Source organism: Paenarthrobacter sp. YIM B13468, from assembly GCF_042788025.1.
Taxonomy (GTDB): Bacteria; Actinomycetota; Actinomycetes; order Actinomycetales; family Micrococcaceae; genus Arthrobacter; species Arthrobacter aromaticivorans.
Window position 1 is genome coordinate 66,205 of sequence record NZ_JBHZPI010000003.1, and the last position, 19,044, is coordinate 85,248.

General features: G+C 61.5%; 14 protein-coding genes. 3 read left to right on the forward strand and 11 right to left on the reverse strand.

Annotation, left to right across the window (positions count from 1 at the left end):
• Positions 1–9: 9 nt before the first annotated feature.
• The 8 genes from ACFX4T_RS03980 to ACFX4T_RS04015 form a co-directional block, all read right to left on the reverse strand.
• Positions 10–2,721, reverse strand: a complete 2,712-nt coding sequence (locus tag ACFX4T_RS03980) for an HAD-IC family P-type ATPase (protein WP_377650856.1) — start codon at positions 2,719–2,721, stop codon at positions 10–12.
• A gap of 18 nt (positions 2,722–2,739) precedes the next feature.
• On the reverse strand, positions 2,740–3,684 hold the full coding sequence (locus ACFX4T_RS03985; RefSeq protein WP_377650857.1) for a polysaccharide deacetylase family protein: 945 nt from the start codon (positions 3,682–3,684) through the stop codon (positions 2,740–2,742).
• Positions 3,681–5,132 (reverse strand): DUF4389 domain-containing protein, encoded by a 1,452-nt coding sequence (locus ACFX4T_RS03990; protein ID WP_377650858.1) that lies wholly within the window; start codon positions 5,130–5,132, stop codon positions 3,681–3,683. Before ACFX4T_RS03990 ends, ACFX4T_RS03985 begins: the two co-directional genes overlap by 4 nt.
• A 2-nt stretch (positions 5,133–5,134) precedes the next feature.
• Positions 5,135–5,899 carry an ABC transporter permease gene (locus tag ACFX4T_RS03995; protein ID WP_377650859.1) on the reverse strand — a complete coding sequence of 255 codons (765 nt, stop codon included), beginning with the start codon at positions 5,897–5,899 and terminating at the stop codon, positions 5,135–5,137.
• Positions 5,896–6,816, reverse strand: coding sequence for an ATP-binding cassette domain-containing protein (locus ACFX4T_RS04000; RefSeq protein WP_377650861.1), 921 nt, complete (start codon positions 6,814–6,816; stop codon positions 5,896–5,898). The genes ACFX4T_RS03995 and ACFX4T_RS04000 overlap by 4 nt, the downstream gene beginning before the upstream one ends.
• A gap of 73 nt (positions 6,817–6,889) precedes the next feature.
• Positions 6,890–7,336, reverse strand: a complete 447-nt coding sequence (locus tag ACFX4T_RS04005) for a universal stress protein (RefSeq protein WP_216923613.1) — start codon at positions 7,334–7,336, stop codon at positions 6,890–6,892.
• Entirely contained in the window at positions 7,336–7,803 is a 468-nt protein-coding gene (locus tag ACFX4T_RS04010; RefSeq protein ID WP_216923614.1) for a flavodoxin domain-containing protein, read from the reverse strand. Before ACFX4T_RS04010 ends, ACFX4T_RS04005 begins: the two co-directional genes overlap by 1 nt.
• Entirely contained in the window at positions 7,800–8,129 is a 330-nt protein-coding gene (locus tag ACFX4T_RS04015; protein WP_216923615.1) for a DUF3040 domain-containing protein, read from the reverse strand. The genes ACFX4T_RS04010 and ACFX4T_RS04015 overlap by 4 nt, the downstream gene beginning before the upstream one ends.
• A 127-nt stretch (positions 8,130–8,256) precedes the next feature.
• Here ACFX4T_RS04015 and ppsA point away from each other — a divergent pair, with 127 nt between their 5' ends.
• Genes ppsA through ACFX4T_RS04030 form a run of 3 tightly spaced genes read left to right on the forward strand, consistent with a single transcriptional unit; the run spans position 8,257 to position 14,872 of the window.
• A complete protein-coding gene (ppsA, locus tag ACFX4T_RS04020) occupies positions 8,257–10,680 on the forward strand; it encodes a phosphoenolpyruvate synthase (protein WP_377650862.1) in 2,424 nt (807 codons plus the stop codon).
• The gene (locus tag ACFX4T_RS04025; RefSeq protein ID WP_377650863.1) at positions 10,677–13,850 is read left to right on the forward strand and encodes an HAD-IA family hydrolase; all 3,174 of its coding nucleotides are present in this window, start codon (positions 10,677–10,679) and stop codon (positions 13,848–13,850) included. Before ppsA ends, ACFX4T_RS04025 begins: the two co-directional genes overlap by 4 nt.
• Complete coding sequence (locus tag ACFX4T_RS04030; RefSeq protein WP_377650864.1) at positions 13,847–14,872, forward strand: ATP-dependent 6-phosphofructokinase; 1,026 nt, start codon at positions 13,847–13,849, stop codon at positions 14,870–14,872. Before ACFX4T_RS04025 ends, ACFX4T_RS04030 begins: the two co-directional genes overlap by 4 nt.
• Before the next feature lie 74 nt (positions 14,873–14,946).
• Here the strand turns inward: ACFX4T_RS04030 and ACFX4T_RS04035 are convergent, their stop codons facing one another.
• From ACFX4T_RS04035 to ACFX4T_RS04045, 3 genes are all read right to left on the reverse strand, one after another.
• Positions 14,947–15,369, reverse strand: coding sequence for an Hsp20/alpha crystallin family protein (locus ACFX4T_RS04035; protein ID WP_216923619.1), 423 nt, complete (start codon positions 15,367–15,369; stop codon positions 14,947–14,949).
• 155 nt (positions 15,370–15,524) lie between these two features.
• On the reverse strand, positions 15,525–16,526 hold the full coding sequence (locus ACFX4T_RS04040) for a zinc-dependent alcohol dehydrogenase family protein (RefSeq protein ID WP_223949122.1): 1,002 nt from the start codon (positions 16,524–16,526) through the stop codon (positions 15,525–15,527).
• A gap of 69 nt (positions 16,527–16,595) precedes the next feature.
• Positions 16,596–19,001 carry an HAD-IC family P-type ATPase gene (locus ACFX4T_RS04045; protein ID WP_377650865.1) on the reverse strand — a complete coding sequence of 802 codons (2,406 nt, stop codon included), beginning with the start codon at positions 18,999–19,001 and terminating at the stop codon, positions 16,596–16,598.
• Positions 19,002–19,044: the final 43 nt, after the last annotated feature.

The window sequence follows — 19,044 nt, forward strand, 5'->3', positions numbered from 1 at the left end:
TTCTTCCTCCTAAATGATGTTGCCACGAAAGTGCTTGTCCAATGCCACAACCAGGGACGCCAGGAGGGCGACTCCGAGAATGCGCAGCCACGCTTCCCATGACAGGGGAGCAGTGTGGAACACGTCGTTCATGGACGGCAGGTAGGTAAGTGCCGCTTGTCCTGCTGCTTGGATGACAACACCCACAACAAGCCAGTGGTTGCTGAAAAGGGGCAGCTTCCACACGGAGCGCGTCAGTGACCTACAGCTGAACAAGTAGAAGAGTTCCACCATGACAAAGAGATTGACGGCTGACGTGCGCGCCTCATCGAGCGTGGATCCATGGGTTGTCTCGAATTCGAAGATCCACCAGGTACCACCCACGAGGAGGACGGAAACAAGCAGGATGCGGAGCATCAGGGTCCAGGTCAGCAGGGACTGGCCCGGATCCCGCGGAGGCCTGGACATGAGACCGGGTTCCTTCGGTTCGAAGGCGAGCATGAGCCCAAGGGCAACAGCCGTCGTCATGTTGATCCACAAAATCTGCGTCGGCAGGATTGGGAGCGTCGAGCCCAGGACAATGGCCACCAGGATGACCAGGCCCTCTCCCATATTGGTCGGGAGGGTCCAGGTGATGAACTTAACCAGATTGTCGAAGACATTCCGGCCTTCCTCGACTGCGGCTTCGATGGTCGCGAAATTGTCATCGGTCAGCACAATGTCAGATGCCTCCTTGGCGACTTCCGTTCCTGACCGGCCCATAGCGATCCCGACGTTGGCTTGCCGAAGTGCGGGCGCGTCGTTAACGCCGTCTCCTGTCATGGCGACGACGTGCCCCTTGTTTTGCAGCGCATCGATAAGGCGCAGTTTCAGTTCCGGCGATACCCTTGCGAATACTGACGCCTTGTCCGCCGCGGCCGCCAGTTCTTCCTCGCCCATGCCTTCAAGGTCGGTGCCCGCAAGGGCTCTTTTAGGGGTTGTTACGCTGTCAAGACCAACGGCTTCGGCGATAGCGATGGCGGTTCCAAGGTGGTCGCCCGTGATCATCTTCACGGCAATGCCGGCGTCCCGGCAGGAGCGCACAGCACCTGCGGCTGCAGCCCGCGGAGGATCGTACATCGCCTGAAACCCCGTAAACACGAGTCCTTCAAGCGGTGTCGTGGCGTCGATTTCCGGTGCTCCGGGCAGGCGCTTCATGGCTGTTGCCAGTATCCGGAGGCCACGTCCGGCAAGTTCCTCAGCGGCCTCGCTGATGGTCCGCCCGTCGAGCGGCATGGAGCTGCCGTCGCTGCCCATGTGGCTGGAAGAAAGTTCCAAAACACGTTCAAGGCTTCCTTTGACCAGAAGCAGGCTGCCCGTTTCCGAGGCAGCGTCCTTATGGAAACTTGCCATGTATTGGCGTTCGTGCGTGAACGGGAGGGTGCCCTGCCTGGGATTGCAGGAAATGAAGCGCTGGATATCCACCCCGCCCTTGCCCGAAACCACGATCATGGCCGCTTCTGTAGGGTCACCCCGCACATGCCACTGCCCATCTTCCTGGAAGACTGCGGAATCGTTGCAGACAGCACCGGCCACAAGGCACCAACGTAGCGCAGCGTCACCGGCGGCCGCAGGAACTGCAGGTTGCACCGGGGAAGGAGCCGCGATGGCTCCCGCAGGACCATATCCGGTTCCTGTGACCTCATAGTGGCAGGAGGGCGTCCTTAGCGCGGTCACTGTCATCTGGTTCTCAGTAAACGTGCCGGTCTTGTCCGAGCAGATAACTGTGGTGCTCCCCAAGGTCTCCACCACAGGAAGCCGACGGACCACTGCACGTCGGCGGGCCATCCTTCTCACTCCAATGGCCAGCGTCACGGAAACGGCAGCTGGCAGTCCCTCGGGTATGGCGCCGACCGCCAAGGCGACAGCGGCGGTAAACATTCCGGCGGGATGTTGGCCCCGGACCACGCCAATGATGAATGCAAGCGCAGCCAACGCGAGGATTGCCACAGTGAGTCTCATGCTGAATGAGGCCAGTTTCTTGGTAAGGGGAGTGGGTGCCGGAGTGACCGCCCCCATGAGCCGCTGGATCGCCCCGAGTTCCGTCTCGCCGGCAATGGCGACAACGATTCCGGAGCCGTTGCCGGTGGTGACCAGGGTGCCTCCATAGAGCATGTTGCGGCGGTCGGCCACGGGTGTGGTGAGCGGTAGGACGACCTCGTCTTTGCTCACTGCTTCGGATTCCCCCGTCAGGGCGGACTCGTCAACGCGTAGACCGGAAGCACGTACCAGCCGGATGTCCGCGGGAACCTTGTCGCCTGCTTCCAGCAATACGAGGTCTCCCGGCACCAAATACTCGGAGGCTACCTCCATGCGTTGGCCCCCTCTGACCACGACGCTGCGCGTAGCCACAAGAGAGCGCAATGCCTCCAACGCCGCCTCTGCACGGACTTCCTGGATGAGTCCGATCACGACGTTGACGATCACAACTCCAAGAATGACGCTGGTGTCCACAAACTCACCGAGAACCAGGGTCACGATGGCCGCAGCAATCAGCACATAGACCAAGGGATTGTTGAACTGACGGCCCGTGGCGCGCAGAATCCCGCTTCGGGCACTGCGCGGGAGCACGTTCAGTCCGTAGGCTTGCCTCCGACCCGCAATTTCATCAACCTTGAGGCCGCGAAACGCGTCGGCTTCCAGGAGCAGCACTACCTCATGGGCGCGCAGGCTGTGGTGGGCTGTCTGGATGCCGTTCTTCATCGGAGCGCATCCTTTGGACTAGCCGGCCAAGAGCGCATCGAGGGTAACGAAACCAAATCCGGCGGACCGTGTCCCTTCAATGACTAACGGCAAAGCGTCTGCATCCAGGGTGCTGCCGTCGTCGGGATTCGAACCAATATGCATGAGGACGATGCCGCCCGGCTGCAAACCCCCCAAGACCCGTTGGAGTACGGATTCACGGGTCATGCCGCCGCTGGTTCCCTGCCATCCGAGGGTGTCCACGCTCCAACGCACGGGCACATAGCCGAGGCCGTTGACTGTGTTGATGGTCCGGGCGTCCCTGTCTCCGAAAGGGAACCGGAAGAAGGGCCGGGGTGAACCACCTGCAGCAACGATGGCCGATTCGGCGCGTCCGATTTCGTCGGCGATCATCGGGTCCGTGAGCTGGGTGAAAGCCGGGTGGGTCATCGAATGGTTGCCCAGGCGATGCCCGGATGCCACTATCCGGGCCACGCCGTCCGGATTGGCCGCTGCCCAGGTTCCTGTCAGGAAGAACGTCGCCCGGACGTTCTCCCGCTCGAGCGTGGACAGAATGCTCTGAAGTCCTGCCGCATTGGCACCGCCGTCGAAGGTCAAGGCGATCTGTCTTCCTGCTCCTGGAATCGACGTGATGTCCTGTCCAAGGAGGGGCTCTGGAAAGGGGAGGGCAGGCGGCGCGGCCGTCGTGGTTCCGGGAACGGTGGGTGACGGTTCCGGTGGGGGAACCAGAGATGGCTCCGTGGTTGGTGTCGCGTCGGGGGTAGGAGGCGTAGGACTGGCTGGGGAACTTGCCGCATCTGGCTCGGGCGATGCAGTCTGCGTCACGGCGCCCGGAGATCCGTTTGGCCTCAAGCTGATCATCAGCGTCAGGCCGGCCGCAATAACCGCCAGGGCAACCAAAAGCACGACGGCGACCATCCGCCGTCGAGCCTTACGCCTGGGCGGCAGGCCGTTCCCGGTCACGGGTGGCCGTCCTGTTGGTTTGGATCCGGAGCCCGGGCCACGTACGGCTCATCAGGTCCCTGGTCAAGCCGGAATGGAGGGTACTCGTCACGCATGAGGGCGCCGTAGGCAAGGACGCGGAACACCCATCTGTTCAGGCCCATGATGAAAGCAAAAAGTGGTTGGGGATACCTGCCGGTGAACAGCAGCATCACCAGGGCAATAAGCACCAGCAGGGCAAGCAGCGACAATCCTCCGCCGCGGTCGCCCACCACGCCGGCGGGTCCGTCCTGCGAGCGCCACGACCACGTCGCCGTGCCAGTCATGGCTCCGACAATGAGCAAGTGCGGGATGAGCAGGAACCAGGACTTGATAAGGACAAGTCCACGGGAAAGACGCTGCGGATAGTCGATGTCCAGGTCAGCAGGGTAGTTGGCAGGTGCAAGTGTGAACGGTGGGTATTGATCCGTTCCGCCTGCAGCGTAGGCGTAGAAAGCCACACGCCAGGTCCACCGCAGGACGCCCACGTTGAAGTGGAAGAGTGACTGCGGGTACCGGCCCGTGAACAGAATGGCAAACCACGCGATAACGGTGGTCACCGCGAATGCAAACCAAAGGAAGAACAGCACGAAGAAATGCGGAATCGCAAGGAACCATTTGACCAGCCATATCCAACGTGCCAAGGCCGGATCCACATGGCCTCCCAAGCGAACCGGATAGCCAATGGTCCCTGCGGCTCCCGGTTGTTGCCCGGCGACGAAGGCTGCCTGCTGGGGCACTGGCGATGTGGCGCGGCCGTGCCTGCCGAGGCCTACGGCGCCTGCTACCAACAACGGCACGCCGAGGACGAGGGCCAGAGTGCCGGCGAGCAGCAGGCCCGTTGCCGCAGGCTTAATGAGCTCTGATCGGAAGCCTGCCTGGAGATCGGCGGAAACACCCTCACTTGCATCGGCATTCATGACGACCACAGTCCAGCTGCCTGCGGATATGTTCCATGTGAGTTCCTGTTGTCCCGGACCGGAAGTTGAGGCGGCCCACATGGGTTGACCATCGGGTGAGGCCGGAGTCGACGACCCCGGGATGTCCCGATAGACGGGGCGGAAGGGCTGGAACTTCACTTCCTGCAGCTCCGTATAGTGGACTCCCTTCAGATAGGTATCAACATCGGATTGTGGCGCGATGCCGATGAAAACCCGGCCGTCAGGTTCGGCCGGCGTTGCCCTGAGCCTCAGCGTGCCAACGTCGAAGGGGAGCCTTTCAGGGGTTCCTTCGCCGATGCCATCCAGTTGTGGAGAGACCAACGCGTACGATGCCACGGTGTAGCGTTCCGTGCGCGAGGTGAAGTAGCCCTCATCGCCTTGGCCCGAGGCCAATAAGGCAGCCGCTGCCCCTCCAGTGGTGACGACGAGTCCCAAGAGTGACAAAACGATGCCGACGACGAGCATTGCGATTGAGGCTGGTTTCGTCATCGCTACAGTTCTTTCCTTTTGAAAGCCAGCGTGGCCAAGGCAACAGCGGCCGCTATGCCAGCGAGCCCGGTGATCACAGGCCAGACCGGCGAAGGATGTGCTTGATCCGCCGTTATGGCGGCTGCCAGACCGGGGACCCCTGCCGGAGAATAGCTCGCCAACGGGTCCCATGCTCCGCCCACTGCGAGGAGGGCATACAGGCCAAGTCCGGCCCCGGCGGCCCCTGCCGGGGCCGGAATCAAGACCGAAAAGAGTTCCATAAAGGCGAGGATCACCAGTGTGAAGAGGAGGAGCAGGAGCGCCGGGCCCCAGAGCCGGCCGGCGGGTGCGTCGCCAAACACCAATTGGGTGACCAGCCACGTTGCCAAGGTGCCGAGGCCAAACGCGATGGCGAGGAAGAGCCCATGAACGGCTGCCTTGGCAGTGATGAACGTGCTTCTGCGCACAGGCTTGGTGAGGACGAAAGCGGCGGTGCCTTCGCGGACCTCGGTGGAGACCATTCCGCCATACATGATGATGACGGCGAACAGGATGATCTGGGACAGGTTCTTGACCCATTGCCCGTAAGCGTCGGCAAACGTTGCCGGGGGAAGCGTGATCGACCCCGGGGTCCCGGCCGTAAGTGATCCCAGGAGCTCAGGAGTGATCCGGGCCAGGGGCGGGCCGGTGACGGCAAAGAAGATCACCATCGCGGGAAGCACCCATATACGCCACGTGTGTACTATCTCCTGGGCTTCCTTCCGGGCGAGGACTGGCAAGCTGTTCATGGCACCGGTTCTCCAACGAGTTCGAGGAAAATGTCTTCCAGGCTGATCTCGGCGCTTTCCAGACGCACCAAGCCCGTACCTTGCTCACTGACCAGAGCGGGGATCTCGTGCTGGGCTGCAGCCACATCCGATACGCGCGCGAGGATTTCCCCCCGCGGACCGGGGCGCACCGATATGGTCCACTTCCTTCCGGCGATTGCTTGGGCGAGCCTCTCGGCTCCGGTACTGACCTCCACTGCGATTGTCTGTTGTCCATGCCTGGACCGAAGCTCGTCCATTGAGGATTGGGAGAGGACCTTGCCCTTGTCGAGGATGGCCACTGAGTCGCAAACACGCTCCACATCGCTGAGGATATGGGTTGAGAAGAACACCGTTGTCTGCCCCCGCAGCCCGCCGATGAATTCCAGGAGTTCCCTTCGTCCGCCGGGGTCCAGCGCGCTGGTGGGTTCGTCCAGCAAAAGTAGCCTGGGGGCGTTTATCAAGGCCTGCGCCACACCCAGACGCTGACGCATTCCCCGTGAGTACTTCCCGATTGCCTGGTTGTTTCCCTTCAACCTCATAAAGCCCAACAGCTCCTGGACCCGATCGGCAAGAAGTTTGCCCTTGAGCCCGCACAGCCGGCCGGCGAGCTCAAGGGTTTGGGAAGCTGTCATCCAGTCGTAGAAGGCCGGAACGTCAGGGAGGTAGCCAACTTCGCGACGGACCTGGGGTGCTTCGGCGCCGACGTCCATGCCGAGTATCCGAAGTCCGCCGGATGTAGCATGGGAGAGGCCCGTCATGATGCGGAGCAGTGTGGTCTTTCCTGCGCCGTTGGGGCCAAGGAAACCGAAGATCGAGCCTTCAGGGACGCTCAGGTTGACCGCGTCGAGGGCAATTTTGCGTCCGAAGGCTTTGGTCAGGCCCGAGCACTCAATCACCGCACGTGGGCTTGCCGGTTCAGGAGCCGCAGGCCTTTGGGCTGGAAGCCGCGTTTTCTGGTCCGGTTCCATGTCAGGTGGCGGGTTCGCGTGAATGGACGACGACGACGGGACAGTGGGCGTGTGCGACGACAGCAGAACTCACTGAACCAAGAAGGAGGCCACCAAAGCCACCGTGTCCACGGCGGCCGACGACAACGAGCGCTGCATGCTTGCTGCCTTCCACCAAGGCAGCCCGGGCCGAGCTTTGAACAAGCCGTGTACTGACGTTCTTTGGCAAGTCCGCCCCGAAAGCCTCCTTGAGGGCATCCGCCACGTGTTGCTCGGCATCATGGGCAAAGCCGTCTATGCCCATGGCCAAATAGCCTTCGTATCCCAACGGAAGCTCCCAGCAGCCCCATGCCTCCAGAGGGGCATTGAGTGCCAGGGCCAGATGCTGGCCCTGGCGCAAGGCTTCTACCGACGCTTTGGAACCATCCACACCGACGATGATCTTGCTGGGGTCCAAACGACCGGCCATCAGGCGCTCCTTCTGGTTGCATGGGATTTCATCTGTGCAAGGAGCTCCCCGCCCCAAGTCCGTGCGCGCTCAGTCTCGCCGGCCAAAAGGGGGCCTTCCGTCCCTTTGACGTAGAAAGGCGTGGGCTGGCTGACCAGCGTTGCGCCGGCCTTTTTCAGTTGCTGGGAGATCTTTTTGGCTGCATCGCCGTGGATGAACAACTTGACTCTGGTGTCGAAGGAAGCTGCGAGAATCCCGGAAAGTCCCTGGGTCCCAAGAGCGGCCAAAACTTCCAGGGTCTTGGGCGTTGGCCGCCAGCCGTTGATGGGGCTCCCCACGACCAACAGGTCGCCAACCGAAACGTCCCCGCGGCCGAACTTTCCGACCGGCATTGTCCTTGCGTTGGTCGTTCCCAGACCGGCCGCCACGGCCTCCGCGATGGCCTTCGTATTCCCATAAGCGGAGTCGTAGACAACAACTGCTTTCATGGTGTTTCCCTGTCTCTTCCCTGGTGGAGCCTCGTGGCCGCGGTTTTCCTGCGGGCGGGACGGGCATCTATGAAGAGCGTTGCCCAGTAGGTGCCACCGCCCATCACCATGAAGCCGGTTATTCCGAGCACTGGTTCACCCAGCGCGACGCCGGCCAGCAGCAAGGCCAATCCTGAGAGACCAACAAGGGCTCCCCGGATGGCGTACTTCCAACGGATTCGTCCCAGATCTTCCATGCTCATGAGGGTGGCCAGCCTGGGGTCGTCTTCTTCGAGTCCCCGCGCGATCTTGTCCAATTCCAGCTTCTCGAAGTTGGATAGTTCCATGGTTTTGCCTCCTGCTCTCTTTTCCAGCATGGGCGGCTGCCAGCATGCGAAACAGGGCCAAAAGTCACAACAGGCCCGGGGACCAAAGACCCTCCCCATCCTGCGCCCGTGCGTCCAGAATCAAGGCATGTATTCAGCACATGAAGCTTCGTTGAACAGCGCCCACATCATGTGGTTTGAAGATTCAGGCATCCAGGACATCCCCTTCGTGGGCGGTAAGAATGCCTCACTGGGTGAGTTGACGAGGTCTCTTCGGTCCGCGGGAGTGAAGGTACCTGATGGATTTGCCACCACTGCTGACGCCTACCGCCATTTCCTTTCCGCGAACGGCCTGGAATCGGTGATCAGTGATTCGTTGGACCGTTACCGTTCCGGAGGCTCATCCTTGCGGCAGGCCGGGAGCATCATCAGGGAAGCATTCCTATCGGCCGAATTCCCGCCGGACTTCGCCCGCAGCGTTCAGCAGAGTTACGGCATGCTGTGCGAACGCGCAGGCCAGGAACAGCTTGCGGTGGCTGTTCGGAGCAGTGCGACGGCAGAGGATTTGCCGGACGCGAGCTTTGCCGGCCAGCAGGAAACATATCTCAACGTTTCCGGCGAGCGTGGCGTCCTGGAGGCCTGCAGGCAGTGCTACGCATCCCTGTTCACTGACCGGGCCATCAGCTACAGGGAGATCAAGGGCTTTGGGCACTTGGACGTGGCCCTGTCAGTAGGCGTACAGCGAATGGTCCGCTCCGACGTCGGGGCCTCCGGTGTCATGTTCTCCATTGACACTGAGTCCGGTTTTCCGCGGAGCGTCGTCATCAGCGCGGCCTGGGGTCTGGGGGAGACGGTTGTTCAAGGAACCATCAACCCTGACAAGTATCAGGTCTTCAAGCCGCTCCTGGGCGATCCGTCGCTGGTACCGGTGATCCAACGCGATATTGGAGCCAAGGAACGGAAGATGGTCTACGGGCAGGGTGGTAGTGCCCGGACCCGGCTCGTAGCCACGAGCGAGCAGGAACAGCGCTCGTTGGTCCTGACGGATTCGGAGATACTCCAGCTGGCACGGTGGGGCGCTGCTGTGGAAGAGCACTACGGCCGTCCCATGGATATGGAGTGGGCAAAGGACGGCGTCACGGGAGAGCTGTTCATGGTCCAGGCGCGTCCGGAAACTGTCCAAGCCCAACGGTCTGCCTCCAGTTTCCGCATGCACCACCTTCGGCGCCCTGGGAGGCTCCTGGCAACCGGTGCGGCGGTGGGCGAGTCGATCACCCAGGGCCCCGTCTGTGTCATCCGGGATGCGGGGGATATCGAATCGTTCGTGGATGGCTCCATTCTGGTTACGCAGATGACGGACCCCGATTGGGTCCCCGTCATGAAGCGTGCTGCGGGCATTGTCACGGATCATGGTGGCCCCACCAGCCACGCTGCCATCGTCAGCAGGGAACTCGGGGTCCCGGCAATTGTTGGAACAGGAAACGCCACGGGAGTCCTCAAGCCCGGCTCAGAAGTGACGGTCTCATGCGCTGAAGGTGAGCAAGGCAGGGTTTATGAGGGCTTGCTGGAGTTCGACGTCGAAGAAGTGGACTTGGGAACGCTTCCGGCCACCCGGACTGACGTGATGATCAATGTTGCCAGCCCTTCTGCCGCGTTTCGCTGGTGGCGGCTGCCGGTAGCTGGGGTGGGCTTGGCCAGGATGGAATTCATCATCAACAATCTGATCCGCGTTCATCCCATGGCCTTGGTGCACCCGGAGCGGATCACTGATGCGGATACAGCCGCGTCGATCCGTGAGCTGACCGCCAATTACGAAAGTCCCGAGGAGTATTTCGTTTCGGTCCTGGCCACAGGAATTGCGAAGATCGCGGCTCCGTTCCATCCCAAGCCCGTGGTTGTACGGCTCAGCGATTTCAAGAGCAATGAATACGCGCACCTGATGGGAGGCCAATACTTCGAGCGCCCCGAAGAAAACCCCATGCTGGGCTTCCGGGGCGCCTCCAGGTATTACAGCAATGAGTATAAGGAGGGTTTCGAGCTGGAGTGCAGGGCCTTGAAGCGCGTCCGGGACGTTATTGGCTTCACCAACATCATTGTCATGGTCCCGTTTTGCCGAACGATTCACGAGGCGGAGACGGTCATGGATGTCATGGCGGACAACGGTCTGGTGCGAGGCAGCAATGGGCTCAGGATCTACATGATGTGCGAGGTGCCTTCGAACGTCGTGCTGGCAGAACAATTCGCGCAGATGTTCGATGGCTTTTCAGTGGGATCCAACGACCTCACCCAATTGGTTCTGGGCGTCGATCGGGATTCGGAAATGTTGGCCGGGCTTTTCGATGAACGGGATCCCGCCGTGACCACAATGATTTCCCAAGTCATCAAGGCAGCACATCGTGCGGGAATCAAGATCGGATTGTGCGGTCAAGGGCCAAGCAACCACCCCGATTTCGCCGGGTTCCTGGTCCACGAGGGTATCGACTCGATCTCATTGAACCCGGACACCTTCCTCCGCACCTTGCCGATGATCGCAGCGGCCGAACAGCGGCCGGCCGAGGACAGCGTCACATGAAGGGATCACCCACCGCTGCAGCGGCCAGGCCCCCTTATGATGCCGTCATTCTTGACTTGGACGGGGTGGTGACCACCACTGCGACTGTTCATCAAGCGGCTTGGAAGGACGCCTATGAGGCGATCATTCGTGATCCCCGCTTTCCGCCGGACGCCGACCGCCGCGCCTTTAAACCGGGCGACTACTTCGGATTGCTGGACGGAAAGCCCCGCGAACAAGGTTTGATGGATCTCATGGCGTCCCGGGGTGTTCGAATACCGGCGGGACTACCAAGCGACCCCACAGGGGAGTGGACCGCTTTCGGTTTGGGGGCGTTGAAAAACAAGGCCTACTTGGCGCGTCTACGGACTGACGGTGTCAAAACCTACCCCGGAACAGTCCAGTTCCTGGCGGGTTTGAAGGCATCGGGGGTGCCAACGGCTGTGGTGACCTCAAGTCGCAATGCCACTGCCGTCCTGGCTGCGGCCGGCATGGAAGATACCTTCGCCGCAGTCCTTGACGGGACGACAGCCACCGCGATGGGCCTTCCCGGCAAGCCTTCGCCCGAGGTCTTCCTTGAAGCCGCCCACCGATTGAACGTCCCGCCAACGCGTGCAGTGGTCATAGAAGACTCTGTTGCGGGGGTGGAGTCCGCCCATCGGGGCGGGTTCGGGCTGGTGGTGGGGATTGATCGCAGGGGAATCCGGAACCAACTCGAAGCCGCTGGCGCGAGCGTAGTGCTCAACGACGTCAGTGAACTTGACCTTGGGCTGGTCATGGGTGAGCCGTGGCAGCTGATCTTCGAGGGCACCGATCCGGACCACGAGGGGCATCGCGAGGCACTGACAACACTCGGGAACGGCTACATGGGCGTCCGCGGCGCCGTGATGGAATCCAACCGGACCACGCGGTATGCCGGGATGTATCTTGCCGGGGTGTTCAATCGTGTCCCGTCCGGAGTCGGTCAGGAGACCGTCTTCGAGGAACACATGGTGAACGGGCCCGATTGCCTCCCGATGGATTTGCGGCTGGAAGGCGGTTCCTGGTGGTCTCGTGACGGGCTGCGGGTGATCCATGAGCGACGAACACTTCAGATGGACAAGGCAGTCCTCGCGCGGCGTCTCGTCCTGGAGTCACCCGACGGACGGCGCCTGGAAGTCAGCGAGGCGCGACTCGTCTCCATGGCCGATCCCCACCTGATGGCCCTCAAGACCCGCATAACGCCACTGGGTTGGAGTGGATTGATTGGAATCCGGGTGGGTGTCGATGTGGGCGTACGCAACGCAAACCTTCCCGAACCACCCTTGACGGGCCGGAAACACTTGACTGACCGGACAACCTTTGACGGAGCGGGCGCCGATCAAGCGAACACCCTGATGGTGGAAGCGGAAACCAGCCAAAGCCAGATTCGGATCGGCGTGGGTCTTCGCGCTGATGTCGGCGGCATCGAGGGGATTCCGGGGAGCAAGGGGGCTTTCCACTTCCGGACTTTCGAAAGCCATTGTTCCGACGGTGCAGCAGTGACGGTGACGAGGATCGTGGCCGTAGTGACTTCCCGGGATAGGCCCATTTCCTCGGCTGGCACGGCGGCCGCCGCGAGCCTTGAAAGGGCCGGCACTGATTTCGACAAGCTCCTGCGGGCCCATGAGGCGGCGTGGCAGCGGACGATCCGCCCGTTCAAGGTGGAATTGGATGCTCCGGCACAGGTAAAGCTGGTCCTGAATCTCCACCTGTTCCACTTGCTGCAAACGCTGACGCGGCATACAAGCGAACTTGATGTTGGCGTGCCTGCACGGGGGTTGCATGGTGAAGGGTACCGGGGCCACGTCTTCTGGGACGAGCTGTTCGTCCTTCCCGTTCTCACGTCAAGGACACCTGACGTGGCGCGGGCCTTGTTGGACTACCGTTGGCGACGGCTCCCCGCGGCCCGGCAGGCTGCGGCCGGCGGCGGTCTAGCCGGTGCCAGGTTTCCGTGGCAAAGCGGGAGCGACAGTACTGAAGAAACTCCGCGGTGGCTGTACAACGCGAGGTCGGGACGTATGGTGCCGGACCACTCGCACTTGCAAAGGCATGTGGGGCTTGCTGTGGCCTTTAACGCGTGGCAGTACTTTGAGGCCACCAACGACTTGGCGTGGCTTTCGCGAAAAGGGGCGGACCTTGTGGTGGAAGTTGCCCGCTATTTTGCCGCTGTCGCCGAGTACGACTCCGCGGACCACCGTTACCACATCCGTGGGGTAGTGGGACCGGACGAGTACCACACGTGTTTGCCTGGAAACAGGAATCCCGGCCTCGATGACAACGCGTACACCAACGTGATGGCTGCGTGGGTCTGTGCCTGTGCAGCAGGGATTCCCGATACCTTCTCGGGTCATGAGTTGGCCGACCTCCTTGAACGCCTTTGCGTCACGGAACACGAAGTTGCCCGGTGGGGCCGCCTGTCTCGTGCCATGTTTGTGCCCTTCACCAAGGATGGAATCATCAGCCAATTCGCCGGCTATGACCGGCTGGAGGAACTGGACTGGGACAAGTACCGCCAACGGTACGACAACATTGAGCGGTTGGACCTCATCCTCGAAGCAGAGGGAGACGATGTCAACAGATACAAGCTGGCCAAACAGGCCGACGTTCTCATGCTGCCTTACCTCATGGGACGACAAGGTCTCATTTCGTTTCTAGGCAGGCTGGGTTACGCCCTGCAGCCGGAACAGTTGGATCGAACGGTTGAGTACTACCTGGCGAGAACGGCGCACGGTTCGACTTTGAGCAGGGTCGCGCACGCCTCTGTACTGGCCGCCTTGGACCCGGAACGTGCATGGGAGAGTTTCAGGGAAGCCCTTGACGCTGACCTCGATGACACCCAGCACGGCACCACTAAAGCAGGTATACATCTGGGAGCGATGGCTGGCACCATAGACGTGGTCCAGAGAAGCTTCGCTGGCCTGCGGCTGGACCGGATGGGGTTGTCGTTCACGCCGAACATGCCCCACGGCCTTCGATCGGTCTCCTTCCACGTGACCTACCGGGGCCACTTCATGGACATCCAACTGAAGGATGGACGCATCCGCATTTCCTCTGCCCCGGGCGACGCACCACCGGTCAGGGTCACGGTCCATGGCCAAACCGTGATGTTGGCGTGTGGAGACACCCGAAGCTTCCGGATGCAATCAACACGCCGGAGCGATCGCCAATGAACCGATTGGGCATCCTGACAAGCGGTGGCGACTGCCCGGGCTCGAACGCTGTCATCAGAGGGGCGGTGCTGGGAGGAGCCTTGACCCACGGGGTCGAATTCGTTGGATTCCGCGACGGCTGGCGAGGCGTGCTGGAGGACGACGTCATCCCGTTGCCTCGGCGGGCTGTTCGCGGAATCTCCCGACTCGGCGGAACAATCCTGGGCACGTCACGGACAAATCCTTTGAAGGCGGACAGCCCCGCGCCTGTATCGGATTCGTTGCAGCGCAATGGAGTGGAGGGATTGATTGCGATAGGGGGAGAGGGCACCCTGGCTGCGGCCAGGATTCTGTCGGATGCAGGGATCAACGTCATCGGGGTGCCGAAAACCATTGACAATGACTTGGGCGCTACCGACTTCACATTTGGTTTCGATACCGCAGTCCAGACGGCCACTGAAGCGATCGACAGGCTGCGCACCACGGGTGAGTCGCATCATCGGTGCATGATTGCTGAGGTGATGGGACGCAACGCCGGGTGGATCGCGCTGCATGCGGGCATGGCCGCAGGTGCACACGCCATACTCATTCCCGAGCATCGAGTGACTATGAACCAGATTGCCGCATGGGTCAATTCGGCGCATGCGCGCGGCCGGGCGCCCTTGGTTGTTGTCGCCGAGGCGTTTGTGCCTGCCGGCCGGGACGCACCGTACTCGCCGCGTGGACTGGACACATTCGGCCGCCCCCGCCTCGGTGGCATCGCGTTGCTGTTGGAACAGCAACTGCAGGACCTTACGGGAATCGAGACCCGCGCAACCGTTCTTGGCCACATTCAACGTGGCGGCGAGCCCACTGCTTTTGACCGGGTCCTGGCAACCCGTCTGGGAATGGCAGCGGTCCGGGCAGCCGCGGCCGGAGAATGGGGGACCATGGTGTCCCTGCGCGGAACGGACATTACTACCGTGGGCCTGGAAGCCGCCTTGGGGACCACCAAATCGGTGCCGGTTTCACGGTATTTGGAAGCCGAGGAACTCTTCGGCTAGGCCCCGGCGGCCGCACCCGGCCGGAAGCAAAGTTCCCGACAAATCGATTGGCCCGGTGAGGCCGGGCCAAACGACTACTCCCTGGTGATGGGGATTCTTGAATGGGAGGCTACCGACGCCGGCTCCGGGATGGGAGCCCTTACTTCCAGGACCCCGTCTTTATACGACGCCTTAACATCACTTTCCTGCACCCCGTCAGGTAGCGGGACGCGCCGGAAGAAGGATCCGTAGCGGAACTCTGAGCGATAACTGTCTTTGTCCTTCTGCTCTTTCTTCTCCTGCCTTTCGGCCTTGATCGTCAATGCGCCATCGGAGACGGTGATTTCAGCGTCCTTTTCGGGATCGATTCCGGGGAGCTCGGCCCGGACAACCAAGGTGTTGCCCTCAATCACTTCTTCAACCCTTATCGCACCCGTGCCGGTGTCTGCATCGAAGAGCCTCTCGATTAGCTCAATGGGCGAACGACGCGAGTCAAACCATTTCATCAAGTCCGTCATGTCTTCCTCCTGGTCCGATCAACTCTGGTGTAATCAACGCCGGGACTGGTTCCCCGGGCACTTATAGCCTCGGTCACCAAGGGACGGCCATCCAGAGTCGAAAGTCCTTCGAAGCCAGCGGACCGGTCCTGGCCACCTGCCGGGGCATCTAATGGTCAGTGGACGCGGAGCACGGCAGCTCCGGTGATCCGGTCGTTGGCCAGGTCGTCCAGGGCCTGGTCTGCCCGCGCGAAGTCGTACGTGGTTGTGGTCGGTGTCAATGCCATGTCCGCTGCGATGGCCAGCAGTTCTACGCCGTCCGCGCGCGTATTGGCTGTTACGCTCCGGACCTGGCGTTCGTAGAACAGGTCGTCGGCATACCGGAGTGATGGAATGTCCGTGAGGTGTATGCCGGCAATGGCCAGGGTTCCGCCGCGGTCCAGCGACCTCAATGCGTAGGGCACCAGATTTCCCGCCGGTGCGAAAAGAATGGCGGAGTCGAGTTTTACCGGAGGAACGTCTGCGGCGCCCCCAACGTACTCCGCACCAAGGGAACGGGCAAGCGCCTGGGCTTCGGCTGAACGTGTCATGACGAAGACCGAGGCGCCCTGATGCATCGCAATCTGGGCGGTGAGGTGAGCAGAGCCCCCGAAACCGTAGATGCCCAGGCGCCCACCTGGCGGTAGGGAAGATCGTTTCAGCGCGCGGTAGCCGATAATTCCCGAGCAGAGAAGGGGAGCGGCCTGTTCGTCCGTGAAGCGGGCGGGGACGGCATAGACAAAATCCTCCTGGGCCGTTAGCAGCTCCGCGAATCCACCGTCGCGGTCCCATCCCGTGAAGGTTGGTGCCAGGCAAAGGTTTTCCTTGCCCCGTCGGCAGAAGGTACAGGTTCCGCAGGTGCCACCGAGCCATGCCACGCCTACGCGGTCGCCCGGCGCGAACCTGCTTTCATTCGAGCCGGTTTCGAGCACAGTCCCAACGGCCTCGTGGCCCGGAACCACGTTGGCGCCGCGCGGCGGCAAATCACCTTCAGCCAAGTGCAGGTCGGTCCGGCATACACCGCACACACTCACACGGATCAATATCTCCCCGGCTTTGGGCCGGGGATCTGTCCGATTTCCTTGCACCAAGGGCCGGGTCGATATTGGTCCGGGATTACCTACCCACCATGCACGCATTACTACGTCCTTCCATGATTCACTGCCACGAGGCTTGCAGGTTGGATGGGCCCAAACCAGAGCCAAAGGTCACGGGACACCACTCTTGGGGCCGGGCGGGATCCTCCTGCGGAGTCGTCCTGCGATCTCGACGGCGGCGCTGGACGCCACCGCAACTACCAACGTCACCGGTAAGAGATCGCCCGGGGGCCAGTCGAGCCGGAAGAAGTCACTGAGCAGCGGGAAACTGAACACACTGATGGTGCCGATATACATCGACACAAGGACAGCCGTTTTCCTGGCGTCGAGCGGACGCGCGATGACTGCCAGGATCCACGAACCAATGAGTGTCAAAGCCATGGTCGATGCGGAGCGGGCCTGGTCGATGCTGAAGTTGCCTGTGGCTTCGACGTAGTAATTGAGCGCGGTTACCCCTGCTGCGGTGGCCAGCCCCGCAGGTACAGCGAAGGACAGCGAGCGGCGCAGGAATCCGCGGGTATAGCCACGCGAATTGGGAAGCAAGGCCAGGAAGAACGCGGGCAGCCCGATGGTCAGTCCATCGACGGCGGACAGTTGGCGTGGAAGGAATGGAAAGGGCAGCAGGAGCGTCCCGCAGAACACGGAAATAGCAACCGCATAGGCCGTTTTGCTGAGAAACAACATGGAAACCCGCTCCATGTTGTTGATTACCCTGCGCCCTTCAGCCACCACTGCAGGAAGCCGGCTGAATTTGCCGTCGAGCAGGACGATGCGCGCCACAGCCTTGGTGGCCGGCGCTGCAGAGTCCATCGCAATGCCAAGGTCTGCGACTTTGAGCGCCAAGGTGTCATTGACACCGTCTCCCGTCATCGCAATTGTGTGGCCCCGGCGCTGCAAGGCGAGCACCAGCTCCCTCTTTTGCTTCGGGGAGACGCGTCCGAACACCGAATGTTCTTCGATGAGCCTTTCCAACACTGCGCGATCTTCCGGCAAGGTGCTGGCGTCGATTGCACCCGTGTCTTCCAGGCCCAGCTTGCCGGCCAGCAGACCAACTGTGCGCGGATCATCGCCGGAAAGAATCTTTATGGCCACTCCCTCTTCACGGAAGTAGGCCAGCGTGCGCGGTGCATCCTGCCTCATACTTTCACGGAATGTCAGGAGCAGCACCGGTTCGCAATCGGGGGGCAAGCGGATCTGGGACCCATCAGTGTCCAAAATGGAGCGGCTTAACGCCATGGTTCGGAAACCGGACGAAATCAGCCGTTCAGCCCGTTGCCGTGCGGAACTGCAGCCAGGATGGCCTCCCGCCAGGACAACTTCCGGGGCCCCAAGTACCCACGTGCAGGAGCCGCCCTGGGATTTTTCGAGTGTCACCGAACTCCACTTCCGCGCTGAGTCGAACGGCACTGAAGCCAAGGCGTACGGCTCCCGTTTCAGGGGGAAAGCCTCCCCGACGGACCGTGAGGTGGCGTTGGCCGGCTGATTGGCACCAAACCATTCCAATGCCTCGCTCCAGCCATCCATAGCGTCGTCCCGGAGGTGGTGGACGGCGTCGAAGGCCATTTGTCCGTCCGTGAGCGTTCCTGTCTTGTCCAAGCACAGGACGTCCACGCGGGCGAGTACTTCAACAGCTGCCAGTTCCTGGATGAGGACTTTCTGCCGGGCCAGGCGAACGGCACCAACTGCGAAGGCGACGGAGGTCAATAGCACCAAGCCTAGGGGAATCATGGCTATGGTACTTGCTACTGTGGATACAGCGCTCTGCCGCCAATCCCCGGAAGCCAATGCTGCCTCCCAGCCGTCCTGCTGGACAAACTGCGAATTCAATACCAGCAGCGTCACCGGCAGGACGATCCAGGCCACGACACCAAGCACCTTGTCGATTCCCCTGCGTATTTCGGAGGTCACAAGGGAAAAGCGTTTGGCATCAGCTGTCAGGCGGTTGGCAAATGTTTCCCTGCCGACCCTGATGAGCCTGGCAGAACCGGACCCGGCAAAAACCAAGGAGCCAGACAACAGCAGGTCCCCGCTGCGCTTGGGGACAGGTGCGGATTCGCCGGTGAGCAACGACTCGTCCACCTCCAGGGAACCGTCCCCGATGACAACTGCGTCAGCTGGCAGTTGATCGCCGGCGCCAAGCAACAGCAGGTCATCCATCACCAGTCCGGTTGCGGGAATTTCCTGGTTATGTCCGTCCCGGACCACTCTGGCCGTGGCTGCGTGGATGATGGTCAGGCGATCGAGTGATCGTTTGGCGCGGTATTCCTGAATCACGCCAATGAGGGCGTTTCCGATGGCCGCCAACCCGAAAAGGGCGTCTTGCCACTGTCCGAGGAAGAGCAGAAGCATAAACCCGGACAGCACTATGCCGTTGAAAAGCGTAAGGACGTTGGCGCGGACGATAGCCGCCAAGCTTCGGCTGGTTGGGTCGGGCATGACGTTGACCATGCCGTCACGGACCCGCTGCGAGACTTCCTCGGCCGTAAGACCCGCAGGCCGACCGTACGAATTGGTCACTGGCTGCAACCCTCGCTGCAATCGTTTGCACCCCTCGTACGGT